Origin of the sequence: Paenibacillus ginsengarvi (assembly GCF_003626695.1) — a bacterium.
GTDB classification, from domain to species: domain Bacteria; phylum Bacillota; class Bacilli; order Paenibacillales; family NBRC-103111; genus Paenibacillus_AB; species Paenibacillus_AB ginsengarvi.
The window spans coordinates 111,344-133,707 of sequence record NZ_RBAH01000014.1 but is presented as its reverse complement, the minus strand read 5'-3'; the positions used below and the strand labels follow the sequence as shown (position 1 = coordinate 133,707).

The window sequence follows — 22,364 nt, the reverse complement described above, 5'->3', positions numbered from 1 at the left end:
CCGATTATCCGAAATGATGCTTGGACATCCAGAGCACGCCGCTTTTCAGCACGCGCGGCACTTTTCCCATAATGACCGTTTTTTTGCCCATCATGCCGAAGCCGGCCTTCTTGCCGAGCGAGCCGAGAACGCCCTTCAGCTTGATCGTTTTGAGCTGAGGCGTTTCGCCCTTCCACAGCGCATGCATGACCTCCGCGACCTGCTTGCCTTGCTCCTCGGCCGCTTGGGCGCTCGGACTGAACGGCAGGCTGGCGCAGTCGCCAATGACATACACTTCCGGGTGCTCCGGAATTTGATGATATTCATTGAGCAGCACGCGGCCCTGAGCGTCCTTGGGCACATTCAACTGCTGAACCACCGGGCTCGGCTGAATGCCTGCGGTCCATACGGTCAGATCGGTTAAAATCTGCTCGTCGCCGTTATGCAGAATGCCCGGCTCTACTTTACTCAGCGAAATGTGGGATAACATCTCCACGTCGTGCTCGGTGAACCACTCGCGCACATAAGATTGTAGCTTGTCCGGAAACGAAGACAAGATGCTCGGGCCGCGGTCGATGACGCGAATATTGAGGTCCGGACGGCTCTCGCGCAGCTCAGAAGCGATCTCGACGCCGCTGAGGCCCCCGCCGACAACGGACACCTGAGAATATGGATTCAGGTCGTTGAGCGCCTGATACGCCTTGCGCGAGCCGGACAGCGTCTGGATGCTGTGCGAGTGCATCTCGGCGCCCTCGATGCCGTGATACTTGTCTACGCAGCCGAGCCCAATGACGAGCCAGTCGTACGAAAGCGTATCGTTGTTATTCATTAGCACGAGCTTTCGCTCCAGATCGACCTCTTTGACTTCTCCGTACTTCAGAATCAATCTGGGATGGCTCGGAAAAGCGACCCGGATCTCCGCTTCGGATACGGTGCCCGCCGCGAGTGCGTAATATTCCGTTTTTAGCCCTTGATAAGGCATGCGGTCCACCAGAACGACTTCCGTGCCGGCCGGCGGATCCTGCTCAAGCAAATGGAGAGCCAGCGTCAAGCCGCCGTACCCTCCGCCCAATATGACAAATCTGCTCATTCCAAACAGCGTTCCTTTCCCGTTCCTATATTGGAGTATCGATGGTATTAGAATGTCACGCAGGAGGGAAGTTTATAAGCTGAGCCCTCAGGCATACACCTTAATTTCGTTGTAGAACGTATCCCTCTCAATCGGTATCCGGTTCGCGCCTTTGATCATATGGATCAATTCGTCGCGGGTGAGACCGTGCGGCGACAGCGCCCCTGCGGAATGGCTGATCCGCTCCTGCACGATCGTTCCATGCGCGTCGGACGCGCCGAAGGTAAAAGCGAGCTGCGCAAGCTGCGTGCCCAGATTAATGAAGTACGCCTTCACGTGTTGAATATTGTCCAGCATGAGGCGGCTGATCGCGATCGTCTTCAGGTCGTCGAACGCCGACGTTCTCCGTTTGATGCCCATGTCGGTATTCGCCGGCTGCACCGCATTCGGGATGAATACCATGAATCCGTTCGTTTCGTCCTGCAAGGCGCGAAGCTGCATCATGTGGCGGATGCGTTCCTCTTTCGTTTCGATCGAGCCGTACAGCATCGTGGCGTGCGTCCGCAAACCGAGCTGATGCGCCGTGCGGTGCACTTCGAGCCATTGGTCCGAGGTTGCTTTCTCCACATTCATCTTGTTACGGTACCGCTCGGTCAATATTTCTGCTCCGCCGCCCGGCAGCGTGCCGAGTCCGGCATCGATGAGCGTCTGCAGCACTTCCTTGTAGGACAGGCCGCTGATGCGCGAGAAAAAGTCGATCTCCGCTCCAGTGTAAGCCTTGACCGTAACATCCGGGTAATTCGTCTTCAGGGCGCGGATCGATTCCACATAATAGTCGAACGGGACATGTGCGTTATGTCCGCCCGTGATGTGAAATTCCCGCATGCCGGGATGAAAGTGCTTCGCGACATAGGCCAGCATCTCGTCCGGAGATAACGTATAAGCGCCTTCCTCGCCCTCGTCGCGGCGGAAATGACAGAACGCGCAGCGGTCTTCGCAGACGTTCGTGAAATAAAGGCTCATGTTTTCAATAAAATACACGTTCCGTCCGTTTTTGCGCATATTCGCTTTGTTGGCCATTTGACCGATCGACAGGAGGTCGTCGGATTCGTACAGAAAGACGCCGTCCTCCAGCGTGAGCCGTTCGCCGTGCTCTACTTTTTCCGCGATTTCGGCCATCCGTTTATCCGGTGATGTGATTGTCGGGTGCATGTTGTTCCTCCTCGTTCATGGAATACTTCTGAAACATTATTTTGCTTGTCGAGCTAAACCGTGTCTTGTCGATGACTTATCTATTATAAACCTCCTTCTGTATACGGGCAACAGGCGTGGCAGGTTTTCGATCATGACGAATTTGTGTAGGGGAGAACCTCCTCTTGAGAGGCGGCATAATTAGGAGTATACTGAAAACAACCCCACAAAGTGGAGCCGGGGCTTTGGGTGCGTATTTCAAAACCTTTACGGGACCCCGAATCTTATAAATTATAGGATGATCGAAGGAGGGAACGATATGATTACCATTACGGATGAAGCAGTGGATAAGATTAAAGAGATGCTGTCGGCCGAGGAAACGCCGAACCTGTTTTTGCGCGTTGGCGTCAAAGAAGGCGGCTGCAGCGGATTTTCATATGGCATGGGCTTTGACGATGAGGAGCACAGCAGCGATCAGGTGCTTACGATTAACGGGTTGAAGGTAGTCGTCGACTCGGATAGCACGAAATATTTGCGCGGTCTCGAGATTGATTTCAAGGATGCGGCTATGGGCGGCGGATTCACCATCCATAACCCGAACGCGATCGCATCGTGCGGTTGCGGACAGTCGTTCCGTACGAAGGAAGATGCGGGCAAGCCGAATCCGGAGCAGTGCTGATAGCATATTAGGTGCCCTCGGAATCATGGATTCCGGGGGTTTTTTGCCGCGGTTTTTACGCCGTTAATGGACAACGCCGCCTTGCGAATGAAATTCGCGAAGCGGCGTTTTGCTTTTGTGTTATTTTGCTGTATCAAACAGACCGTTACACAGTCCGGAATCGTTGATCGTTCGCGAGCCTTACGTCATCTTCTCCAAATCAAAAGAACTACTGGCAGTGCCGAACTGCTGTTACCATGATGAAACCTAAAACAATGAAAGCCCTACCTCTCTTTCATCCTTACGACTCCTTGATCGCGCCAGTGTGAATCAGGTCTAACTTGTAATCAATGGAATGGTTCATCGACATCGTGCAGATAGCTTCGGGGGACTGTCGTGGTATGTTCGAAGGGTGAATATCTATAACACATCTATATACAATACCTTACTTTTACAGCGTTGTCAATATTGTGTTCCTGGGAAAATTCCTATACGATCGGGGAGGAACTTAACCTATAAAAACTACGTCCTAAGCGAAATGGAGACGATCGCATGGAGCAGCTGCTGAACGTTACATACAGCGAGCATTATACGGAACAGCGTAAAATGGACATTTTCGTGCCCGGAGACAATGCAAACGGAGTAGGACTTCTATTTATTCACGGCGGCGGCTGGAACGCCGGCAATCGAATGGCTTGGCACTCGGTGGCCGCCCACTTTTGCGAGCTGGGGTATAGCTGTGCCTCGGTAGGCTACCGGCTTGCTCCCGAATGGCATCATCCGGCACAGATTGAAGACGTGCGTCTGGGGATGTCGTTTTTTATGGAAAATGCGGCCGCTTACCGCTTCGATCCGACTCGAACCGCCGCTCTTGGCTCGTCCGCAGGGGGGCATTTGGCGGCGATGCTCTCGACGATTGCCGCGGAGGACGAGCTAGGCATTTCGCCCGAACTGCGAATCCGGAATACCCGGCCCGGAGCTGCCGTGCTGTATTGTCCGGCTACGAACCTGCATTTGGACGATAACTTCGACTCGCTGAACGGTTCGATCGTCAAGCTGTTCGGAAGCGGCGAGGCGGAGCTGCCCGGCGCTTACAGCGAAGCTTCGCCGGTTGACCGCATCGTCGGCGAAGAGCCGGTAACGCTGCTCATTCACGGCGACGACGATAAGGTGATTCCGGTAGAGCATTCGCGCGTGTACTACGAGAAGCTCGCAAAGCACGGCATCCGTGCGGAGCTGCTCATACTCCCCGGCGTTCCGCACGGCTTCGGCTACGGCGTGAAAACGCCCGCGCAGCTTGAGTCGCTGGCTGCGATCGAACGCTTCTTGCGGGATGTATACCCGGCTTAGCCGGTCATTAGAAAACGCTCGATACGGCATTTGCCGCCTCGGGCGTTTTTTTGTTTCGTGCTTCCGGCAATAAGGCAGCTGACGCGCAATAATGGGCACCCCATCGTGCGGCGTGCTTTTCATTTTAATTTAAGGTTCCTTTGCTACAATATCCCGATGAACACGAACACGTTTCGGGAAGACGAAGGCAGAGTCCTGCGTAACCTTGTCCCGAAGTGGGAGGCGCCTACAATGAAGAGCGAACGGGTCGTGCCGTTCTTATGGAAAAGCATGTTTGTTCGTATATCGCTGCTGCTATGGCTCAAGCTGATCATACTGCGGGTATTCATCTATCATAAAATCGTCTGGAGCGGCGCGGTTCTCGATCTCGCCTCCGTTATCGCAGCCGCGGGAGCGATCGAGCTGCTCCTGCCCCGAAGGGCGAAACGAGCGGCCTTCTGGGGGCTCAACATACTTGGTTCCCTCATTTTATTCGCGGCAACGCTGTATTACACGCATTTCGGCTCGATCGTCACCTACACATCGCTGTACGGACTCAAACAAGTGCTGCAAGTATCGAGCAGCGTGAAGCGCGCGATGCATCCGGAGACGTATATCTTTTTCGCCGATCTGGCTGTATTCGCGCTGTTATGGCTTGTGCGGAGGCGGCGCAAGCTGCCGGCATGGAGCGGAATTTCGCTCGGCAAAGCGTCGATGTCCGCGGTCGTCCTGATCGCCGTGACGGTTTCAGCCTTGTCCATCCGGGCTGAAGGCAAAGTGCGCAACGAGTTGATTCGCGCGGAGAAGCTCGGCTTTTTCAACTACCAGAGCTCGTTCGTTCTGGAAGCATGGGAGAACAGCCGCGAAACCAGGTTCGCCGATACTGCGCAGGCAGCCGACATTATCGCGAAAATTCAGTCCAAATTTCCGTACAATTCCACGTTAGCGGAAGGGGATGAGGAAGCGGAGACCGCCGCTCCGCCCAAGCTGTTCGGTTCGCAGCAAGGGAAAAATGTCATCGTAGTGCAAATGGAATCGCTGCAAAATTTTACGATCGGCTACTCGGTGGACGGTCAGCCGCTGACCCCGGTGCTGAACGAGCTGGCGAAGGAAAGCTACTATTTCAAAAACGTGTACCAGCAGATCGGGCAGGGCAATACGTCCGACGCCGAATTTATGTTCAACACGTCGTTATATCCCGTTGGGAGCATCCCGATGTCGACCGGCTACGGCAACCGCAGTTTGCCGAGCTTGCCGAAGCTGCTGAAGCAGGACGGGTACGCGACGGCGACGTTCCACGTCAACGACGTGACCTTCTGGGACCGCGACAAGCTGTATCCGGCGCTCGGCTTCGACCGCTTTTTCGACAAGCCATCCTATACGAACGACCAGTTCAATGCCTTCGGCGCTTCCGACGAGCAGCTGTACCGGACCGGGATCGCGCAGCTTACGGCGCTTAGCGCCGGGGGAAGTCCGTTTTACGCGCAGTTTGTTTCATCATCGAGCCATCATCCGTTTGTGATACCGGACGATAAGAAGCGGATTCGGCTGTCGGATAACCGGTATGCCGGCACGCAGGCCGGCGAATATTTGGAAGCCGTCAGTTACGCCGATTATGCCTTAGGCACGTTCATCAACCAGTTAAAGGCGACAGGCTTGTGGGATCGTTCGATATTGGTCGTATACGGCGACCATTCCGGGTTGAAGCCGCAGTATAACGAGCCGGAGGAGCTGAGCGAGCTGCTCGGCATTCCGTATCACGAGTATGTGACCCGCTTTAATGTTCCGTTTATCGTGCATGTTCCCGGGCAGACGGAGGGCGAGACGATCGATCAGGTCGGCGGCCAGCTTGATATGATGCCAACCGTGGCGAACCTGCTCGGCATTTCGTTTGCGGACCGCGGTTACGTCCATTTCGGCCACGATCTAATGAATATTCAGCGCAACGTATTCGGCATCCGCTACTATTTGCCGACGGGTTCGTTTATCAATGACGACATTTTGTTCATTCCCGGCGAAGGCTTCGAGGACGGTCAAGCGGTCCGGCTCGACACGCACGAACCGGTAACCGATCTCGCCCCGTACAAGAAAGACTACTATTACACGATGGCGCTGGAAAAAGCGTCCGACGAGTATATGAAAGTATTGCCGAAGCGCGATAGCGAATAAAGGTTGTGGAAAATCGCCTTTGAGGAGGGACTCGGAGGCGATTTTTTTGTGCAAGCAAAGAAGGAAAGGAAAACATAGTGCGAGCGACTAGATAGGAGGCTTGTTTGGTATAATAGAAGTACAATCAAGCTCCTGAAAGGGGAAACGCTCCTATGAACCCTCCCAAAACCGTCTATGAGTCGATCGATGCCTACATCGCCGGGTTCCCTCCCGACATTCAACACATTTTAACTGCGCTGAGAAACGTGATTCGGGAGGCGGCGCCCGAGGCGAAGGAGAAAATCAGCTATCAGATGCCGACTTACGAGCTGCATGGCAACCTCGTGCATTTTGCGGCATTCAAAAACCATATCGGTTTTTACCCGGCGCCCAGTGGAATCGAGGCGTTCGCGGACGAAGTAAAGCCTTATCACAAATCGAAAGGGACGCTGCAATTCCCGCTTGATCAGCCGCTGCCTAACGAGCTTATCGCCCGCATCGTGAAATACCGGGTAGCCGAGAGCAAGGAAAAAGCCGCGGCAAAGACCAAAAAGAAATAAAACGGTGCGCCCCGGCTACGGGGCGATCAGCCGGAAACGTTCGAGCTGCTCCCATAGCTGCTCCTGGCGCAGCACTTCCACCTGCTTGGGACCCATCAGGTCGAAATGGGGGAAAGGCGGGCGGTTGTGGATATAACGCGCAGGAAGGCCGTAAGCTTCGCACCAGGCGGACAGGCGGTGTAGATCGGCACAGCCGACTTTCGTGACGGTCGTGGAGCCCGGAAAGCGAGGGTCCAGCCAGTAGTGGGTCAAATACGCGATCTCGCCGCGGGAAACGGCTTCCTTCCAGCGGTTCAGCTCTTCGCGGGTAATGCCGAAAGCCATCTGTGCAGCCTCCTTCTCGTCTGGGTAACGTACCCCCATTATAGCAAAGGGGCCGGAATAAAATGAAATCGCCATCGGACGAGCCGACGGCGATTTTTGATAGCGGAGTTTTTTTCCACTAAGGAGTAGGTTATGCGACTTTTTCCCGATCTAAAGGAAAAAAATTCCTCTAAATACCGCAAATGCCTCATTTATGGTTCGAAAACCGCAAGATTCAGCCCAATTACGGAATTAATTTCCGTTACATTGGCGGAATCGTTCGGTTTGGCACAGTTAGCGGAAATCCGTTCCGTTAACGACAGGCGCCCCGCTTTCGCAGACCTTGTCCCGGCTTACTGCAAAATCGACTCGATCCGCTCGATCAAGTCAGCGGAGAGAGCAACGCCGGACGCTCCCGCGTTCTCGTCCACCTGGCCAGGGCGGCTGGCGCCGACAAGCGCGCTTGCCACGTTCGGCTGACGCAAAATCCAGGCGATGGCGAGCTGGCCTACCGTAATATCCAACTCGTTGGCAATCTCGGTCAGCTTTGCGACTTTCGCTATTTTCTCTTCGGTGATGGCCTTGCGCATGCCTTCCAGCTTCCCGGCGCGGCTGTCCGCCGGAATATCGCTTGCGGACTGGTACTTGCCCGTCAGCAGACCTTGGGCGAGCGGCGAGAAGACGACTTGTCCGATCCCGTTTTGCGTGCCGAACGGAATGACTTCCTTCTCGATATAACGGTTGAACATGTTGTAAACGGGCTGGTTGACGACGATGCGGTCGAGCAAATAGCGGTCCGCCGTGCCGAGCGCTTGCGCCATTTGGGCGGCGGTCCATTCGCTGACGCCAACGTACAAGACCTTCCCTTGTCTGACGAAATCGTCGATCGTGCGCAGCGTTTCCGCGACCGGCGTTTCCGGATCGAAGCGGTGGCAGTAGTAAATATCGACATAGTCGGTGCCGAGCCGCTTCAGGCTGGCGTGGAGCTGCTCGAACACGTGCTTGCGCGACAAGCCGCGGTCGTTCGGGCCGTCGCCCATCGGCCAAAATACTTTCGTCGCGAGCACATAAGACTCGCGGGGATATTCCTTAAGCGTTTCGCCTACGACCAGCTCGGCGGCTCCGCGCTCGTAGACGTTTGCGGTATCGAAAAAGTTGATGCCGAGTTCGTACGCGCGGCGGATCGATTGAACTGCGTTTTCGCGTTCGACATAGCCTCCATAGGTCAGCCAACTGCCGAGACTGATCTCGCTCACCTTCAGTCCGGTTTGGGCCAGCTTGCGGTATTTCATCTGGATCACTCCTCGTGAAAAAGTTGGAAACGGGCTTTCGCCCGTCTTGCATCCTTTTCTATTATAAAAAAAGCTGGTACACTTTTAAAAGAAGTGAAATAGTTACGAGTTACTAAACTAAAGTTGACTAACTATAGACGGAGAGATGAAGATGGAGAAGCTGAAGGAAGAGACCGGGACGCCCCGTGCCGGCTACGTGCCGAAGGAGCCCGTATGCATCGAGTGCTCGATCGAGAAGACGCTTGACGTCATCGGCGGCAAATGGGCGTTCCTCGTCCTGCGCGAGCTGTTTGGAGGGACGAAGCGGTTCGGCGAGCTGCAGCGGCGCATTCATAACATCAGCCCGACGGCGCTGACGAACACGCTTCGCCATATGGAGGAGAAGGGCGTGCTGGAGCGTAAGGTGTACCCAACCGTTCCGGTAACGGTCGAATATACGCTAACGCCGAAGGGACAAGATCTGCATCCGATTATTAAAAGCATGAAGCTGTGGGCGTCGAAATGGGCGTAGCCGTATGTCCGCGCTTCGGCGTCGCAGGTTGTCTATTCGTCTAGTTTGCCGGGCCTCTCCTCTGTCTGCGCTCCCGTTACCTCGACAAGCCCCGGCCAATCTCATGTACCTATCACCCGAATGTGAGCGTTCGTTCATTGAACGGACTCCAGCCTCGTACTATGCTGGGTTTGATTTGTCCGTTTTTGGGGAGAAGGGGGACTTGAGATGAACCGAAAATTCGCCTGTTTATACGCCGTATGGATCGGGCTCGCGCTTGCGCTAATCGGGTGCGGGAAAGAGCAGATGAGGCCCGAGGAGGCGTTTCAAGCGTATTTGACCGACTGGAGGCAGCAGCAATTTGCCGAAATGTATGGCAGGCTGACGCCGGAGTTTCAGGCAGGCCATAGCCAGGAGGAGTTCGTTCAGCGGTACCGCAACATTTACGACGGAATCGGCGTGTCGAAGCTGATGGTGGAAGCGGTGGAGTCCGTTGACCCGAAACCGGGCAAGCCGCAGCCGGAAACGGACGAGGTGTCGCTTCGTTACCGCGTGGCGATGGATACGGTCGCCGGACCGCTGCAATTCGAACATGTGGCAAAGCTCGTCAAACGCATACTCGACGGCGAAACGAAGTGGGATGTCGATTGGAATGCGTCGCTCCTGTTCCCGTCCATGAAAGAAGGCGACAAGGTGCGGGTTACGACCGATAAGGGCGAGCGGGGCGAAATTTTGGACCGCAGCGGGGTGGGGCTCGCCATAAACGGAACCGCGCAGCAAGTCGGCATCGTGCCGGGGAAGCTGGGTGACAAGGCGGAACAGACGAAAGCGAGACTCGCGGAGAAGCTTGGCATCGGAGTCGATGCGATTGGCGGCCTGCTTGGCGCGAAGTGGGTGAAGCCGGATTCGTTCGTGCCGATTGGGTTCGTGGCGGAAGCGGCGGAGGAGCAGTTCCGGGATATGCCGGGAGTGACGATCCAGAGCAAGAAGATGCGCGTGTACCCGCTTGCCGAAGCGGCTGCGCATATTACCGGCTACATCGGGGAGATCAGCGCCGAACAATTGGAACGGCTCAAGGAGCAGCATTACGCGGCAGGCGATCTGATCGGCAAATCCGGACTCGAGCAATTGCTCGAAACTCGGCTGCGGGGCCATAGCGGGGCGCGCATAGCGATCACCGACGCCGATGGCAACGAAAAAGCGCTGCTTGCGCGGAAGGAGGCCGAAGCCGGCGAGACGGTCCGCGTGACGATCGATGCGGGCGTGCAGCAGGCGCTGTACAAGGAGCTGCAGCCGGATGCGGGGTCGGCCGCGGCCATTCAGCCGGTGAAGGGCGATATTTTGGCGCTCGTGAGCAGCCCGTCGTACGATCCGAACGCCTTTCAGCGGGGGCTGACGAGCGGGCAGTATAACGCTTGGAATACCGACCCGAAGCAGCCGTTTTTGAACCGGTTTACGAAAGCTTACGCGCCCGGCTCCGCGTTCAAGCTCGTGACGGCGGCGATCGGTCTCGACGGGCATACGCTCGATCCGAACGAGCGGAAGAACATACCGGGGCTGAACTGGAGCAAGGATTCCTCGTGGGGCAACTATTACGTAAGGCGCGTACATGAATCGAATCCGGTCAATCTGCAAAACGCCCTCGTCTACTCGGACAACATCTATTTCGCGCAAGCTGCACTCGCCGCGGGCAAGGAGGCGTTCGCTTCCGCAGCGGCCCGGTTCGGCATCGGCGAGGAACTGCCGCTTGCGTATCCGTTCCAGAAGTCGCAGCTTGCGAACAACGGCATACGCAGCGATATTCAGCTCGCCGACAGCGGCTACGGACAAGGCGAGGTGACGATGACTTCGCTGCATGCGGCGCTCGTTTTTGCCGCGCTGGTCAATAAAGGGGATATCGCATACCCGGTGCTGACCGACGAAGAGCAGGGCAACCGTTCGAAAGTGTGGAAAGCGCGCGCGATGACGCCGGATACGGCGGAGCTGCTGACAAGCGACCTCGTGAAGGCGGTAGCGGAGCCCGGCGGGCCCGGACACGGAACGTACATACCCGGCGCCGCGATCGCCGGCAAAACCGGCACAGCCGAATACAAGCGAAGCAAGAACGAGGACGGGCTCGAGAACGGCTGGTTTGTCGGATTTAATAGCGCCGATCCGCAAGTCGTGCTGTCCGTCATGGTGGAGGACGTGAAGGGCCGAGGCGGAAGCGGCTATGTGACAAAGAAAGTGAAGCGGATGTTCCAGCAGATGCCGAAACAGTGACAAACAAGGCATCGCTCGCGTCCGGCGTTGCTTCGAAGCTTACGTCCGAACGGCACCCGGGCGATGCCGGGCAGTCGAACCAGATCCGCTGCGCTGCCGCCAAGCCGCGCAGCAATCCGGCAAACGCCGCTCACCCGTTCGTTGCCGCCGCGGGCGGGTAATCGCTTTTGAGCTCTTCTACCGAGCCGTATCTTTGCGTCTCGAACAAAAATTTGGCCGGGCCTTTATCGGTCCGGTCTTTTACGATATGCCCGTAAAATTTGCCGTTTGCGGCAAAAACGAACATCGTTTTGCCCGGTTCCTCCAGAAGCGGGTATTTTTCGACCATAAGGCGACCCTCCGTTCTTGGTATGGTTGTTTCAGTTGTTTCAGTTGTTTCAGTTGTTTCAGTTGTTTCAGTTGTTTCAGTTGTTTCAGTTGTTTCAGTTGTTTCAGTTGTTTCAGTTGTTTCAATTGTTTCAGTTGTTTCAATTGTTTCAATTGTTTCAATTGTTTCAATAGTAAGTTCTCCCCTATATCATTCGCCTTACCCGACCGCTAATCCTGTCTTCGCCGTGAGGAACAATCACAACCAATTTTTGCATCATCGCCACCACCAGCATAAGAAAAACGTTTATCGACGTATTTCAAGGATGAGCGCCCGCTACTGGACCCCACAAAGTGAAGATAAGCTTCGGGTGGTATTCCGATTACTTTGCGGGGACCCCAAAATCAGCGGAAGTTTTTCTTGGTACAGAAACTCGGACTTCGCTTTAACGATTTAGCGAATCAAAACTTTGTGTAACGTTAAAAAAGCTCAACCGGCGCCTACTCAAGGAGCTTTCGATCGAGCTGCGGCGTGTATGCAAACCGGTGAATGGGCGGACAAGTAACTTACATCCGATTGTCCAGCGACGAGATCAGCTTCGCGTACAAGCCGTTTCGGCCCAGCAGCTCCCGATGGGTGCCGGTTTCCGCTACGCGCCCGTTCTCCAAGACGATGATTCGGTCCGCATTTACGATGGTGGACAGCCGATGGGCGATGACGAGCGTCGTGTTTCCTATCATAAGCTGTTCGAGTGCGGCTTGCACCAGAGCTTCGGACTGGGTGTCTAGATGTGAAGTGGCTTCATCGAGAACTAATATTCGAGGCTTCTTCAGTATCGCTCTGGCGATCGAAAGCCGCTGCTGCTGGCCGCCCGACAGCCGGAAGCCCCGCTCGCCAACGATCGTCTCGAAGCCCTCGGGCAGCGATTGAACGTATTCGAGAATGCAAGCTTTTCGGCAGGCGTCGGCAAGCTCTTCATCGGTAGCCCCAGGACAAGCAAACAGCAGATTGTCCCGGATCGATGCGTGGAATAAGTGCGTTTGCTGTGTTACGAAGGCGAGCGACTTCCGCAAGCTGTTTAGCGATACACCGCGTATGTCGCGGCCGTCGATCTCGATTGAACCGGATACCGGATCGTGAAGCCGGGCGAGCATACTGAGCAGTGTCGACTTGCCGGCGCCGCTCGGTCCGACGATGGCGACAACCTCTCCGGGCCGAGCCTCAAACGAAATGTCGCATAACGTCAGCTTGTCGGGACCGTAATGAAACGACACGTCGCGAAAGCGGACGTGCCCGGTGACGGTAGGCAACTGAGGAGCGTACTCCGCAGTCTTCACCTCCGGTTGCATATCCTCATATTCAAAGACGTTCTCAAAAACGGCGAGCGAAGAAACGACATCACTGTGAAGATTGAGCAGTTGCTGAGTCGGCCCGTAAAGTCTGCTCAAGTAAGCAGCGAAAGCGACGATTCCCCCGACGGTCATGGAGCCCTCCATCACCTTAAACCCTCCGTACATATAAACCATAATAGTGCCTATGGACGGCAGTACGCCATTAAACATAGTGATCCATCGGCCCATCAGGTTCATCCTTAGCTCCAGACGCATCACGATTTCGTTCAGCTTGGCGAATTTGGCTGTCTGATAAGCTTCTCCGTCGTACAGAGCAGTCAGCAAAGCGCCGGAAATTCCGGTTGTTTCCGCGAGATGCGAGGAGAGGTCGGATTTGAAACGCTGGGCTTCTTTGACTAGCCGCTTGCGGGCTTTGGCCGTTTTGCGAGCGGGATAGAGGTGCAGAGGCAGCAGGAGCAGGGCAAAAAGCGCAAGCTTCACATCCAGCACGAGCAATAGGATGATGGAGGCGATCCAGACGGTCGACTGCGTGATGGCGGTTACGACGCTTCTTGTCACGACCGACTGAATCTTTTGAATATCGCCTGTCAACCGCTGAAGGATGTCTCCTGCTCTAGACCGGGTGAAAAACGAAATCGATTGCCGCAACACGTTCCCGTACAGCCGTAACCGCAAATCGCGCATGATGCTTTGTCCGACCTTGTGCTCCAGATGGTTCTGCCAGACGTCCAGCAAGCCGGACAGCAGGGAGACCGCAAGCACCCCCGCTCCGAGCGACCACAGCAGCGCTTCGCTGCCGTTCGGAATAGCCGTATCGATGACGGTCTTCAGCATTAGCGGAGTCGCGAGAGACAGCATCGAGCCGGTTAGAGCGAGCAGCACAATCAAGCAGGAAAGCTGTCTGTAGGGGCGAAATAAAGCTAGGACGCGGCGAAGAGGGACGGTGGTATGTAAGCGGGAGACTGGTTCGTTCGGGTCCTTGTTCATGCCATGCCCCGCATGACTTTCAGTATTTGTTCATCGAGCTCGCCCTCAAGGACGGCCGCTTCGATCAGCGAGCAGTATTTGCCGTCCAGGTAAGGGACGAGCACCGTCATGAACGAGGCGTTCAGCTCGCGGTTTATAATTTTCATAAACAAAATTTCTTTGGACGCTCCGTCGAGGAAAGGGACGAACTGCTCCAGCATTTGCTCGTCCAGTGTGTCCAGGGTAGCCTTCTTCAGCAGATGAGTCAGCTCCGCCTCGTTCATATACGCGGCCAGCTTGGAGACATGGCGGATATCGATGCCGTGCCTTGCGAATCCTTCGGCAATGATGCCGAGCGTGCTCGCCTTCAGCAGCGGGGCGGCATGAACGATCGAATCCGCGCCGAGCTCGCCGGCCTCCAGCATATTCGCCACCTTCTCGGGCGAGCCGTTCAAGATTTGCAGCATCATTTTGTTTTCGGCTTTGCAGCTTTCGCCGTAATTCAAAATCTGATCGATCGTGACCCGGAAAATATCCGACAATTGCGGCAAAAGCGATATATCCGGCAGCGAATCGCCCATCTCCCATTTGGACACGGCCTGCCTCGTCACATTCAGCATGTCGGCAAGCTGGGATTGGGTGAAATCGCGTTCTTTGCGGAGCTTGCACAAGTACGCCCCGAACTTTCTTGTATCCATCGGCTCACCTCGCGTCTGACGTACTTCTAACTTACCACCCGCGGCGGCTGGACGGAAAGCAATTAGCGGTTGCGCGGGATGGAGTGGGCAATGGGTGGATAGCCGCGGGATTGAAATATGGTGCGGAAAGAGGGTGAAAAGGCATGAAGCAAGCTGTCTTGGCGATCGTTTTGGGTGCGCTAGCTGGGATGATAGCGCTGCTCGGCACCTATGTTTTCGGGACGCTGTACAACTGTATACGGTATCCCGGGTCCCTTTATCACGGTATTCGACTTTCTATTTTGGATTTGAAATGGTGGACTATGGGAATTGCCTCTATTCCAGCTGTACTTCTGACTGTGAAGCTCTCTCGTTCCAGGCAGAGGACGGACGCTGCATTGCTCTCGTTGACAAGCGGAGCAGCGTATATTGCGGCAGGTCTGGGCGTTCATCACTACATGAATCAAATTTTACGTATGGCAGGGCTTTGGTTTCCGACCGACATCCATGCCATCATGATCGGTTATCCGTCTGCCGCGAACATTTGGGCATCAGGATTATACCTTACCATCTTCATCTGGATCTGTCTCTTTTTAGGGAGACGCTATAAAAAGAAGTAACACAAGCGGGCCGGTACGCGCATACCGGCCTGCTTAATTGTATTACGGCTCAGGAGTTCGATTGCAGCACCCGTTCGGGCTCCTTCCAATAACGGTTGTCGGACGACAGGATATCCCTCAGAAACTTGCCGGTATGCGAGCATTCCACGGCCGCGACTTGCTCCGGCGTGCCCTGAGCTACGACGGTGCCGCCGTCCTTGCCGCCTTCCGGCCCCATGTCGATCAAGTAGTCGGACACCTTGATCACATCGAGATGATGCTCGATGACGAGCACGGAATGCCCGCTCTCCACGAGCTGATTCATGCAATCGATCAGCTTCTGGATATCGTGCAGATGAAGGCCGGTCGTCGGCTCGTCGAGAATGTACAGGTTATGCGAGCCGCGCTTCAGCTTGCCGATCTCCGTCGCCAGCTTGATGCGCTGCGCCTCGCCGCCGGACAGCGTGGTCGACGATTGGCCGAGCTTCAGATAGCCGAGCCCGAGCTGGTTGAGCACGTTCAGCTTATGCAGAATGTAAGGCTGATCGCTGAAAAACGTTACCGCATCCTCGATGCTTAAGTCAAGCACGTCGGAGATCGATTTGCCCTTCAGCTTCACCTCCAGCACGTCGTTGTTGAAGCGCGCTCCCTTGCAGGACGGACAAACCGACTCGATGTCGGGCATAAACTGGAGCTGCGTCGAGACGATGCCCTCGCCCTGACAGCTTTCGCAGCGGCCGGTTTTCTGGTTGAAGCTGAACTCGTTTTTGCCGAGCCCCCGCTCCTTGGCGTCCTCCGTTTCGGCGAACAACTCGCGAATCCGGTCGAAGAAGCCGACATAGGTGGCTGGGTTCGACCGAGTGCTCCGCCCGATCGGCGACTGGTCGATATTGATGATGCCGGTCAAATGCTCGGCACCTTCGATCGAGTCGTGCTCGCCCGGCACGATGCGCTGATCCTGAAAAACAGCGTACAGCTGCTTGTACATCACCTCGTTGATGAGCGTGCTCTTGCCCGAACCGGAAACGCCGGTGACGCAGGTCATAATACCGAGAGGAATGTCGACGTCGACATTCCGCAGGTTGTTCGCCCGCGCTCCGCGGATGTGGAGGTACAGGCCCGCAGGCACACGCCGCTTGGACGGAACTTCGATCCGCCGCGCTCCGGAGAGGAACGAGCCGGTCAGCGACGTCTTCGATCTGCGCAGCTGGGCGGCCGTCCCTTGAGCGATTACCTGCCCGCCGTGTTCGCCGGGCCCCGGTCCGATCTCGATAATGTGGTCGGCGCTGCGGATGGTGTCGATGTCGTGCTCGACGACGATGATCGTGTTGCCGATGTCGCGCAGCTTCTGGAGCGTCTGTATGATTTTCAGGCTGTCTCTGGCATGCAGGCCGATGCTGGGCTCGTCCAGCACGTACAGCATGCCCATGAGCCCCGAGCTGATCTGCGTGGACAGGCGAATGCGCTGCGCCTCGCCGCCGGATATCGTGTCCGACCTCCGTCCGAGATTCAAATATTCGAGGCCGATGTCGATCAGCAGCGTCAGCCTGGAATCAATCTGAGCGGTAATCTGGGCGCCGACCTGACGTTTATGCTCCGGAAATGCGACCCCGTCCAGAAACGACTTCAGCTCCTTGAGCGGCGCGCTGCACAACTCGTGGATGTCCTTATCTCCGATGCGCACGCAGAACCGCTGCGGCTTCAGCTTTTTCCCTTCGCAGTCCGGACACGTATTCTCGACCATGACCCGCTTGAAAAACTCGTTGTCGCCGCCCCCGGTGCCGGCCCGCTTCTTGACGAACCATTTGTACCAGCGGTTCACTTCGGCGACAAGGCCGGGATAACGGCGCAATTGGCCGACCTGGCGCTTCGCGTGACGGGAATCGGTATCGGTCATAATGAGCGGAAACTGCTCGCCTCTCGTTCCGTTGAACAGAATGTCGACGAAGTGCTCGGGCAGCTCGCAGAAAGGGGTGTCCATGCTGAAGCCGTAATGGGCGAACAAGCTTTGCAAAATCATGCCGCGGTAAGACTTCTTGGTGCTGGGTCCGTACAGCGAATGATCGAGCGCTCCCTTGCTGACACTTTTGTCCGGGTTACGGATCAGGAACCGTTTCTCGGTGCGCAGATACGTCCCGATGCCGCCGCATGTCCGGCAGGCGCTGTTCGGATCGTTGAATGAGAAGTAGGAAGGATGCAGCTCGCCGAGAACGAGATGGTGCTCCGGGCAGCCGAAATCGTCATAAAACGCTTTCATATCGATCGTCTTGCCGTCCGTTGCGTTTACGATCTCGAACCGGATGAAGCCGTCGCCGACCAGGCTGAGGCTGTTCTCGATCGTCTTCGTGAGCGACTTGAACAGTCCCGGCGTCACGATCACCTTATCGACGACGACTTCCATCCGGTAGTCCGCTTCCTCGTCCAGTTCGACCGGGTCGCCGAGATGATGCGGCGTTCCGTTAATTTTGACCGTGCGGAAGCCTTTGGAGCGAATCTCGTCGAACAGCGTCTGGTAGTCTTCATCGTACAGCTTGAAGATCGGGGCGAGCACCTCCAGCTCCGTCCCGGCGGGCAGCGCCTGCACGTGGTCGATCATCTGGCCGACCGTCTTCGTCTCGATCGGATGCTCGCAGAACGGACAGCACGCTTCGCCGCTCGAGGCGAACAACAGCCGGAGAAAGTCGTACAGGTCGGTCATCGTGCCTACCGTGGAGCGGGGGTTCTGGTTGCCCTTCTTCTGCTCGATGGCGATCACCGGCGAGAGGCCGAACACGAAGTCGACGTCGGGCTTTTTCAGTTGATTCATCCGGCTTTTGGCGAAGGTGGAGAGCGATTCGAGAAAGCGCCGCTGCCCTTCGCCGTATATAACCTCGAAGGCGAGCGACGACTTGCCCGAGCCGCTGACGCCGGTAATGACCGTCATCCGGTCGCGGGGAATGTTGACGTCGATATTTTTAAGATTGTTTTGTCTGGCGCCTCGTACCTCGATACTCGTTTTCATGAATGGCGGTCGCTCCTCTGGCGATATTTTAATACAGCCCGTACTCGTCCTCCAGCATATAGCCGGGCTCGTCGAGAAACCATCTGCTCTTGGGCGTGGGTTTGACGCTGACCGGAACCTGAACGATGTATTCGCGCTCCGCGAGCCAGGCGCACCCCATCTCCAGCAGTCCCGGATCGAGTCTGACGATTGCCCCGAGCTTGTCGGACATCTCCGAGAGGGCGCGGACATCCCCCTCTTGCTTCAAGTAATCCAGAATCGGCTTGAACAGGTCCAGCTCGCGCTCCTGAACAAAGCCGACGATCCGGTCAAGTGCCGCCTTGACCTTATCCGGGTCTACCGATCCGCCTACGAGCCCGTCGTAAATATCGCTGAAAAAGCCGGGATTCAATACCTTCGCCTGCTGGACGCATTCCCGCATCGGCACCTCGCCGGCGCGAATGACTTCGACCTGTGCCAGCGCATCGATCATCTTGATGATCCAGAACGCGCTGTAAGCCGCATCGTGCTTGACGTAATACCACTTCTCCGCCTTCGCCAACATCCCGAGCAGATGACAGCCGAGCTGCAGCAGTTGGAGCTGCCGGTCCCGCTCGCCGACGTACCGGATCTGCTCGAAATAGTCCTCCAGCGTCTTATCCCTCGTAAACAGCAGCGTCCCGCGCAGCAGGTAGGAGTGATTAAACGACGTCGCCACCGACTTCTCCACCCATCGCTTGAACTCGTCTCGCGTCTGGATCGTGGCGTTGATCGGAATGCCGCTTTCGGTGAAGCACATGCTGTGTTTGATCAGCTTCTGGTCGTGCACGATCAGCTTCATATCGATATCCGATTTCTCCCACACCTGGTCGTACGACAAACTGCCTAGCAGAATGGCGGCGACGATCTGATCGTCTTGCTTCAGCCTTTCCACGAAGGCGTGCAACGCCTCCCGATAAGCGGTGCTGATGGCGCTTTCCATAGCGGTCACGGCTCCTTTGTTCATACAAACATTACCAAAAGACACATATGCTCTTACTATACCGTACGTTTGTTCGCATGTAAATCGTTAGTATCGCTATAATGGAAATTTATTTCCTTTTTTTGTTGCATCAGAATGTATAAGTTTCGAGCGAAGCAGGGGCATTCTGATGTTGCAAGCAATGCTACCGCTACAACACGAAAACGCAACACTCGAATGGCTTCGATCGGAGGTTTTCTTAACAACGGCACAAGCAGCGGGTCACGGGTGCAGTCGATATTCCGGACGCCGCGAATTTGCTGCAAATAGGAGTCTTTGGAGCACTTTAAATCCAGATGATTTGGGGTTATTTGGTATCGTAGCAGTCTTTTGGGACTCTTATTTGGTGCCGAAGTCGGGATTGGAGGGGAGTGTGTCGGAAATAAGAGGCTTAAAAACACTCTATTTTTCAAACCGCCTATTTTGAAGAAAAATAAGAGACCCAAAAGACCGTTACTTGGAAGCGGCCTGCCAATAGCGGTGGACGAATGATGCGACCTGCAGTTTTTTGTATGTTGAAATCCCTGGAATAGGACAAAGGGGGCATGGCGATGAGATGGAAGTGAGAGGGAGCATGAAAGAAATGCAAAGGAATGCAAGGGAATGGGGGTTGGAGCGGAAAGTGTACGGGCTGCCTATGAAGTCGTATTGTTACCGCGAAAGTCTAATCCAGACAACACGACTTCAACAGCGGCCGCGGCTGAGTACCCATTCCCTCTTAAGCGCTAAGGCATGGGTTGGCACGTCAAAGGAACGTCCGGGCATCTTCCCCGGGCGGTTTTTTTGCAAAAAACAAACTCACCCGTCAATGGATGAGTTTGCTCTCCTTCGCTTTATTCACGAGCTTCGTGCTGACGCGGTTGATCCATTCCTTAAGCGTAACGCCCAGAACGAGGGCGAGGGCGGCGTATACCCCGAGGATGCAGGCGTCGCGAACGACGATGTCCCGGACGATGCCCCCGACGGCTTCGCGCATGATGCTGATCGCATATGTGAAGGGCAGAAACGGATGGATCGCCTGGAAGAAGGCGGGGGTGACCTGAATCGGAAACGTTCCGCCGGAGCCGGACAACTGCAGGACGAGCAGCACGATCGCCATCGCTTTGCCGACGTTGCCGAATATGGAAACGAGCGTGTACACGATGAGCATGAACAAGGAGCTGATCAGCACGCCGAACAGAACGAACATTCCCGGATTCGCCACATACGTATGCAGCAGCGCCATATCCCCGATCGTCACGAACAGCGACTGCACCATAGCGATCGACCAGAACGTCAGGAACCGGCCGAAATAGACGTGATGGCTGCGGAGCGCCTCTCCGTCACCGCCGTGAACGTCGACCGTCAGCAGCGAGACGAGCAGCAGCGCGCCGACCCAGAGCGACAGCGTGCTGAAAAAAGGCGACATCGCCGACCCGTAATTCGGGATCGGGAACAGCCTGTGCTCCGTCAGCACGACCGGCTCGGCGAAAAATTCGCTCTCCTTGGAGGCGTCCTTGCGCAGCAGCGAGATGAGCTCCTCGAGGCTCCCCTCCTGCTCGAGCGCCCGAATCCGGCCGGCCAGCTCCCGCAGCTTCGCCGCCGCGTCCGGCAGCCGGGCGGTAGCTTCATCGACCGCCTTGCCGCCGAGGGCGAGCCCTTGCGCCGCATCGTTCACGATGCGCTGCACGTCCGGCATGCTCCGATTCGCGTCGCGCAGAACGGAAGCGGCCGTGTCGGCGGCTTGCTTGGCAGCGGCGAACCCGCGAACGATGGCCGGCTGAATATCCGTGGCGTAACGGGCGAGCAGATCGCCTATAACGCCGGAAGCTTCCAGCGACAGCTTCTCCAGCTCCGCGAGGATCTGCTCGGACAGCGCTCCGCCACCCGCGACGGCCTGCTGCGCGGTATCGACGAGCGCTTTTTGCCGCTGCAGGCCGGTCTGGAGCTGGGCGAGCCTCGCCGCCGCCTGCTTCAGCTTGTCTCCGCCGGCGAAGCTGCCGAGCCGCTCGAACAGGGAGAGAAGCGAGCCGGTGACGTCCGAAGCGACGCTGAGCCGCCGGGACAGCAGCGCAAGCGCCGCCGTTTTGACAGCGGGATCGATCTTGTTGTCACGCAGCAGGCCGGTCGTCTGGGCGACTGCGTCCGAGGCGGTTTTGAGCAGCTGCAAATTTTGCTCGACGAACGGTCCGGCCGACTCGATCGCCTTCGAGCCGCTGTCCAGCGCCGCCGACAGCTTCTCCGCAAGCTGCTCGCTCATCTGCGCCAGCCGGATGACGTCGGGAAGTCTCGCCTGCACGCCCGCTACGATCTGCTCGGCTTTGCGGATGTCTCCGGCGGCGACGGCGGCGGCCTGCTCGATCTCCGGCGTCATCGTCTCGAGCTTGAACACCGTATCTCGCAGCGTTAGCAGCGTCGGCAACTCGGCTTGCAGCTCGATTCCGATTTCGTTAAAGATGCGGAATATCGTCCCGTTTGCGGTCTGAATAAAGTTCCGGTTCACCTGCTCGATAATGCCGCTTGCGCCTTTGCCGGTTATTTTCGGGGAAACGGCATTGATTTTTTCGTTCACGTAGTAGACGAGTTCGGCTTTCTGCGGTACATCCGACAGGACGGTGGCAATGCGCTCCGAGAATGTGTCCGGGATGATGATGCAGGCGTAGTAATCGCCGTGTTCTACGCCGCGGATCGCTTCCTCCTTGTCCGTAAACGTCCAGCCGATGTTGCGGTTATCCTTTAGCGAGCTAACGATTTCATCTCCGAGATTAAGCGCTCGTCCGCGCAAGCTCGCGCCCTGATCGAGGTTCGTGACGGCAACGGGCAGTCCTCCGGTCTGGCTGTACGGGTCCCAGGAGGCGACAATATTAAACCACGCATACAGCGACGGAAGCACGGCCAGTCCGAGCACGATGACCGCGGCGGCCCAATTGCGGAAGAGGCCGCGCATGTCGGAGGCGTATAAGCGAAGGATTGGCTTCATTGGTCGTTTGATCCGCCTTTCCTGTATTTACCGCTTTAGTATGGATGGAAGTCGGGAAAGCCATACGCGCAAATTATCGACCGCGTTCGGAAAGTTGAAGCTTCCGCGTGTCTGCTAAACCGCGAAGAGGGTGTTCATGCGATTTCCCCCGAGAAACGGACGGATCTTCGTTTCCGTAACGAACGTTTTGTCGTATGATGGGGGAGATAGCTGCACAAAGGG

Annotated in this window: 19 protein-coding genes; 9 read left to right on the top strand and 10 right to left on the bottom strand. The window is 56.3% G+C overall.

The annotated features are described in order from the left end of the window. Positions 1–4: 4 nt before the first annotated feature. Together D7M11_RS19520 and mqnE are read right to left on the bottom strand one after the other, a co-directional pair. On the bottom strand, positions 5–1,069 hold the full coding sequence (locus D7M11_RS19520) for an NAD(P)/FAD-dependent oxidoreductase (protein ID WP_120748929.1): 1,065 nt from the start codon (positions 1,067–1,069) through the stop codon (positions 5–7). A gap of 87 nt (positions 1,070–1,156) precedes the next feature. Further along, positions 1,157–2,260: an aminofutalosine synthase MqnE gene (gene mqnE / locus D7M11_RS19515; RefSeq protein ID WP_120748928.1), complete on the bottom strand. Its 1,104-nt coding sequence runs from the start codon at positions 2,258–2,260 to the stop codon at positions 1,157–1,159. Positions 2,261–2,558: 298 nt separating this feature from the next. Here mqnE and D7M11_RS19510 point away from each other — a divergent pair, with 298 nt between their 5' ends. The 4 genes from D7M11_RS19510 to D7M11_RS19495 all read left to right on the top strand — a co-directional run bounded on the left by D7M11_RS19510 (position 2,559) and on the right by D7M11_RS19495 (position 6,934). Further along, positions 2,559–2,918, top strand: a complete 360-nt coding sequence (locus D7M11_RS19510) for a HesB/IscA family protein (protein WP_120748927.1) — start codon at positions 2,559–2,561, stop codon at positions 2,916–2,918. Between the two features lie 531 nt (positions 2,919–3,449). Continuing rightward, positions 3,450–4,247 (top strand): alpha/beta hydrolase, encoded by a 798-nt coding sequence (locus tag D7M11_RS19505; RefSeq protein ID WP_120748926.1) that lies wholly within the window; start codon positions 3,450–3,452, stop codon positions 4,245–4,247. Positions 4,248–4,478: 231 nt separating this feature from the next. Next, complete coding sequence (locus tag D7M11_RS19500; protein ID WP_120748925.1) at positions 4,479–6,395, top strand: LTA synthase family protein; 1,917 nt, start codon at positions 4,479–4,481, stop codon at positions 6,393–6,395. Between the two features lie 152 nt (positions 6,396–6,547). Then, positions 6,548–6,934 (top strand): iron chaperone, encoded by a 387-nt coding sequence (locus D7M11_RS19495; RefSeq protein ID WP_120748924.1) that lies wholly within the window; start codon positions 6,548–6,550, stop codon positions 6,932–6,934. Between the two features lie 15 nt (positions 6,935–6,949). On the opposite strand, the gene D7M11_RS19490 is transcribed toward D7M11_RS19495, so the two are convergent. Beyond that, entirely contained in the window at positions 6,950–7,258 is a 309-nt protein-coding gene (locus tag D7M11_RS19490; protein ID WP_120748923.1) for a hypothetical protein, read from the bottom strand. A 332-nt stretch (positions 7,259–7,590) separates the two neighbouring features. Next, a complete protein-coding gene (locus D7M11_RS19485) occupies positions 7,591–8,529 on the bottom strand; it encodes an aldo/keto reductase family protein (protein ID WP_120748922.1) in 939 nt (312 codons plus the stop codon). 151 nt (positions 8,530–8,680) lie between these two features. Between D7M11_RS19485 and D7M11_RS19480 the strand changes: the two genes are divergently transcribed. The 3 genes from D7M11_RS19480 to D7M11_RS36495 all read left to right on the top strand — a co-directional run bounded on the left by D7M11_RS19480 (position 8,681) and on the right by D7M11_RS36495 (position 11,442). Next, positions 8,681–9,040, top strand: coding sequence for a winged helix-turn-helix transcriptional regulator (locus D7M11_RS19480; RefSeq protein ID WP_120748921.1), 360 nt, complete (start codon positions 8,681–8,683; stop codon positions 9,038–9,040). Positions 9,041–9,247: 207 nt separating this feature from the next. Then, a complete protein-coding gene (locus D7M11_RS19475; RefSeq protein WP_120748920.1) occupies positions 9,248–11,281 on the top strand; it encodes a penicillin-binding transpeptidase domain-containing protein in 2,034 nt (677 codons plus the stop codon). Beyond that, on the top strand, positions 11,278–11,442 hold the full coding sequence (locus D7M11_RS36495; RefSeq protein WP_158606726.1) for a hypothetical protein: 165 nt from the start codon (positions 11,278–11,280) through the stop codon (positions 11,440–11,442). The genes D7M11_RS19475 and D7M11_RS36495 overlap by 4 nt, the downstream gene beginning before the upstream one ends. On the opposite strand, the gene D7M11_RS19470 is transcribed toward D7M11_RS36495, so the two are convergent. Next, a complete protein-coding gene (locus tag D7M11_RS19470; RefSeq protein ID WP_120748919.1) occupies positions 11,412–11,609 on the bottom strand; it encodes a hypothetical protein in 198 nt (65 codons plus the stop codon). The genes D7M11_RS36495 and D7M11_RS19470 overlap by 31 nt on opposite strands. A 17-nt stretch (positions 11,610–11,626) precedes the next feature. Between D7M11_RS19470 and D7M11_RS36940 the strand changes: the two genes are divergently transcribed. Continuing rightward, on the top strand, positions 11,627–11,782 hold the full coding sequence (locus D7M11_RS36940) for a hypothetical protein (protein ID WP_193556235.1): 156 nt from the start codon (positions 11,627–11,629) through the stop codon (positions 11,780–11,782). 372 nt (positions 11,783–12,154) lie between these two features. Here D7M11_RS36940 and D7M11_RS19465 read toward each other — a convergent pair whose 3' ends face one another. Both D7M11_RS19465 and D7M11_RS19460 read right to left on the bottom strand, forming a co-directional pair. Next, entirely contained in the window at positions 12,155–13,927 is a 1,773-nt protein-coding gene (locus D7M11_RS19465; RefSeq protein WP_120748918.1) for an ABC transporter ATP-binding protein, read from the bottom strand. After that, positions 13,924–14,604 (bottom strand): helix-turn-helix transcriptional regulator, encoded by a 681-nt coding sequence (locus D7M11_RS19460; RefSeq protein WP_120748917.1) that lies wholly within the window; start codon positions 14,602–14,604, stop codon positions 13,924–13,926. Before D7M11_RS19460 ends, D7M11_RS19465 begins: the two co-directional genes overlap by 4 nt. 143 nt (positions 14,605–14,747) lie before the next feature. Here D7M11_RS19460 and D7M11_RS19455 point away from each other — a divergent pair, with 143 nt between their 5' ends. Then, complete coding sequence (locus D7M11_RS19455) at positions 14,748–15,203, top strand: hypothetical protein (protein WP_120748916.1); 456 nt, start codon at positions 14,748–14,750, stop codon at positions 15,201–15,203. A gap of 49 nt (positions 15,204–15,252) precedes the next feature. Here the strand turns inward: D7M11_RS19455 and uvrA are convergent, their stop codons facing one another. The 3 genes from uvrA to D7M11_RS19440 all read right to left on the bottom strand — a co-directional run bounded on the left by uvrA (position 15,253) and on the right by D7M11_RS19440 (position 22,142). After that, positions 15,253–18,183, bottom strand: coding sequence for an excinuclease ABC subunit UvrA (uvrA, locus tag D7M11_RS19450; protein ID WP_120748915.1), 2,931 nt, complete (start codon positions 18,181–18,183; stop codon positions 15,253–15,255). 28 nt (positions 18,184–18,211) lie between these two features. Then, a complete protein-coding gene (locus tag D7M11_RS19445) occupies positions 18,212–19,168 on the bottom strand; it encodes a hypothetical protein (RefSeq protein ID WP_193556234.1) in 957 nt (318 codons plus the stop codon). Positions 19,169–19,988: 820 nt separating this feature from the next. Then, the gene (locus tag D7M11_RS19440) at positions 19,989–22,142 is read right to left on the bottom strand and encodes a YhgE/Pip domain-containing protein (RefSeq protein WP_120748913.1); all 2,154 of its coding nucleotides are present in this window, start codon (positions 22,140–22,142) and stop codon (positions 19,989–19,991) included. Positions 22,143–22,364 lie beyond the last annotated feature (222 nt).

What these genes read in the sequence shown, in the direction of transcription:
- D7M11_RS19520 (WP_120748929.1), bottom strand. Translation starts at nt 1,069, where the DNA reads ATGAGCAGATTTGTCATATTGGGCGGAGGGTACGGCGGCTTGACGCTG.
- mqnE (WP_120748928.1), bottom strand. Translation starts at nt 2,260, where the DNA reads ATGCACCCGACAATCACATCACCGGATAAACGGATGGCCGAAATCGCG.
- D7M11_RS19510 (WP_120748927.1), top strand. Translation starts at nt 2,559, where the DNA reads ATGATTACCATTACGGATGAAGCAGTGGATAAGATTAAAGAGATGCTG.
- D7M11_RS19505 (WP_120748926.1), top strand. Translation starts at nt 3,450, where the DNA reads ATGGAGCAGCTGCTGAACGTTACATACAGCGAGCATTATACGGAACAG.
- D7M11_RS19500 (WP_120748925.1), top strand. Translation starts at nt 4,479, where the DNA reads ATGAAGAGCGAACGGGTCGTGCCGTTCTTATGGAAAAGCATGTTTGTT.
- D7M11_RS19495 (WP_120748924.1), top strand. Translation starts at nt 6,548, where the DNA reads ATGAACCCTCCCAAAACCGTCTATGAGTCGATCGATGCCTACATCGCC.
- D7M11_RS19490 (WP_120748923.1), bottom strand. Translation starts at nt 7,258, where the DNA reads ATGGCTTTCGGCATTACCCGCGAAGAGCTGAACCGCTGGAAGGAAGCC.
- D7M11_RS19485 (WP_120748922.1), bottom strand. Translation starts at nt 8,529, where the DNA reads ATGAAATACCGCAAGCTGGCCCAAACCGGACTGAAGGTGAGCGAGATC.
- D7M11_RS19480 (WP_120748921.1), top strand. Translation starts at nt 8,681, where the DNA reads ATGGAGAAGCTGAAGGAAGAGACCGGGACGCCCCGTGCCGGCTACGTG.
- D7M11_RS19475 (WP_120748920.1), top strand. Translation starts at nt 9,248, where the DNA reads ATGAACCGAAAATTCGCCTGTTTATACGCCGTATGGATCGGGCTCGCG.
- D7M11_RS19470 (WP_120748919.1), bottom strand. Translation starts at nt 11,609, where the DNA reads ATGGTCGAAAAATACCCGCTTCTGGAGGAACCGGGCAAAACGATGTTC.
- D7M11_RS19465 (WP_120748918.1), bottom strand. Translation starts at nt 13,927, where the DNA reads ATGAACAAGGACCCGAACGAACCAGTCTCCCGCTTACATACCACCGTC.
- D7M11_RS19460 (WP_120748917.1), bottom strand. Translation starts at nt 14,604, where the DNA reads ATGGATACAAGAAAGTTCGGGGCGTACTTGTGCAAGCTCCGCAAAGAA.
- D7M11_RS19455 (WP_120748916.1), top strand. Translation starts at nt 14,748, where the DNA reads ATGAAGCAAGCTGTCTTGGCGATCGTTTTGGGTGCGCTAGCTGGGATG.
- uvrA (WP_120748915.1), bottom strand. Translation starts at nt 18,183, where the DNA reads ATGAAAACGAGTATCGAGGTACGAGGCGCCAGACAAAACAATCTTAAA.
- D7M11_RS19445 (WP_193556234.1), bottom strand. Translation starts at nt 19,168, where the DNA reads ATGAACAAAGGAGCCGTGACCGCTATGGAAAGCGCCATCAGCACCGCT.
- D7M11_RS19440 (WP_120748913.1), bottom strand. Translation starts at nt 22,142, where the DNA reads ATGAAGCCAATCCTTCGCTTATACGCCTCCGACATGCGCGGCCTCTTC.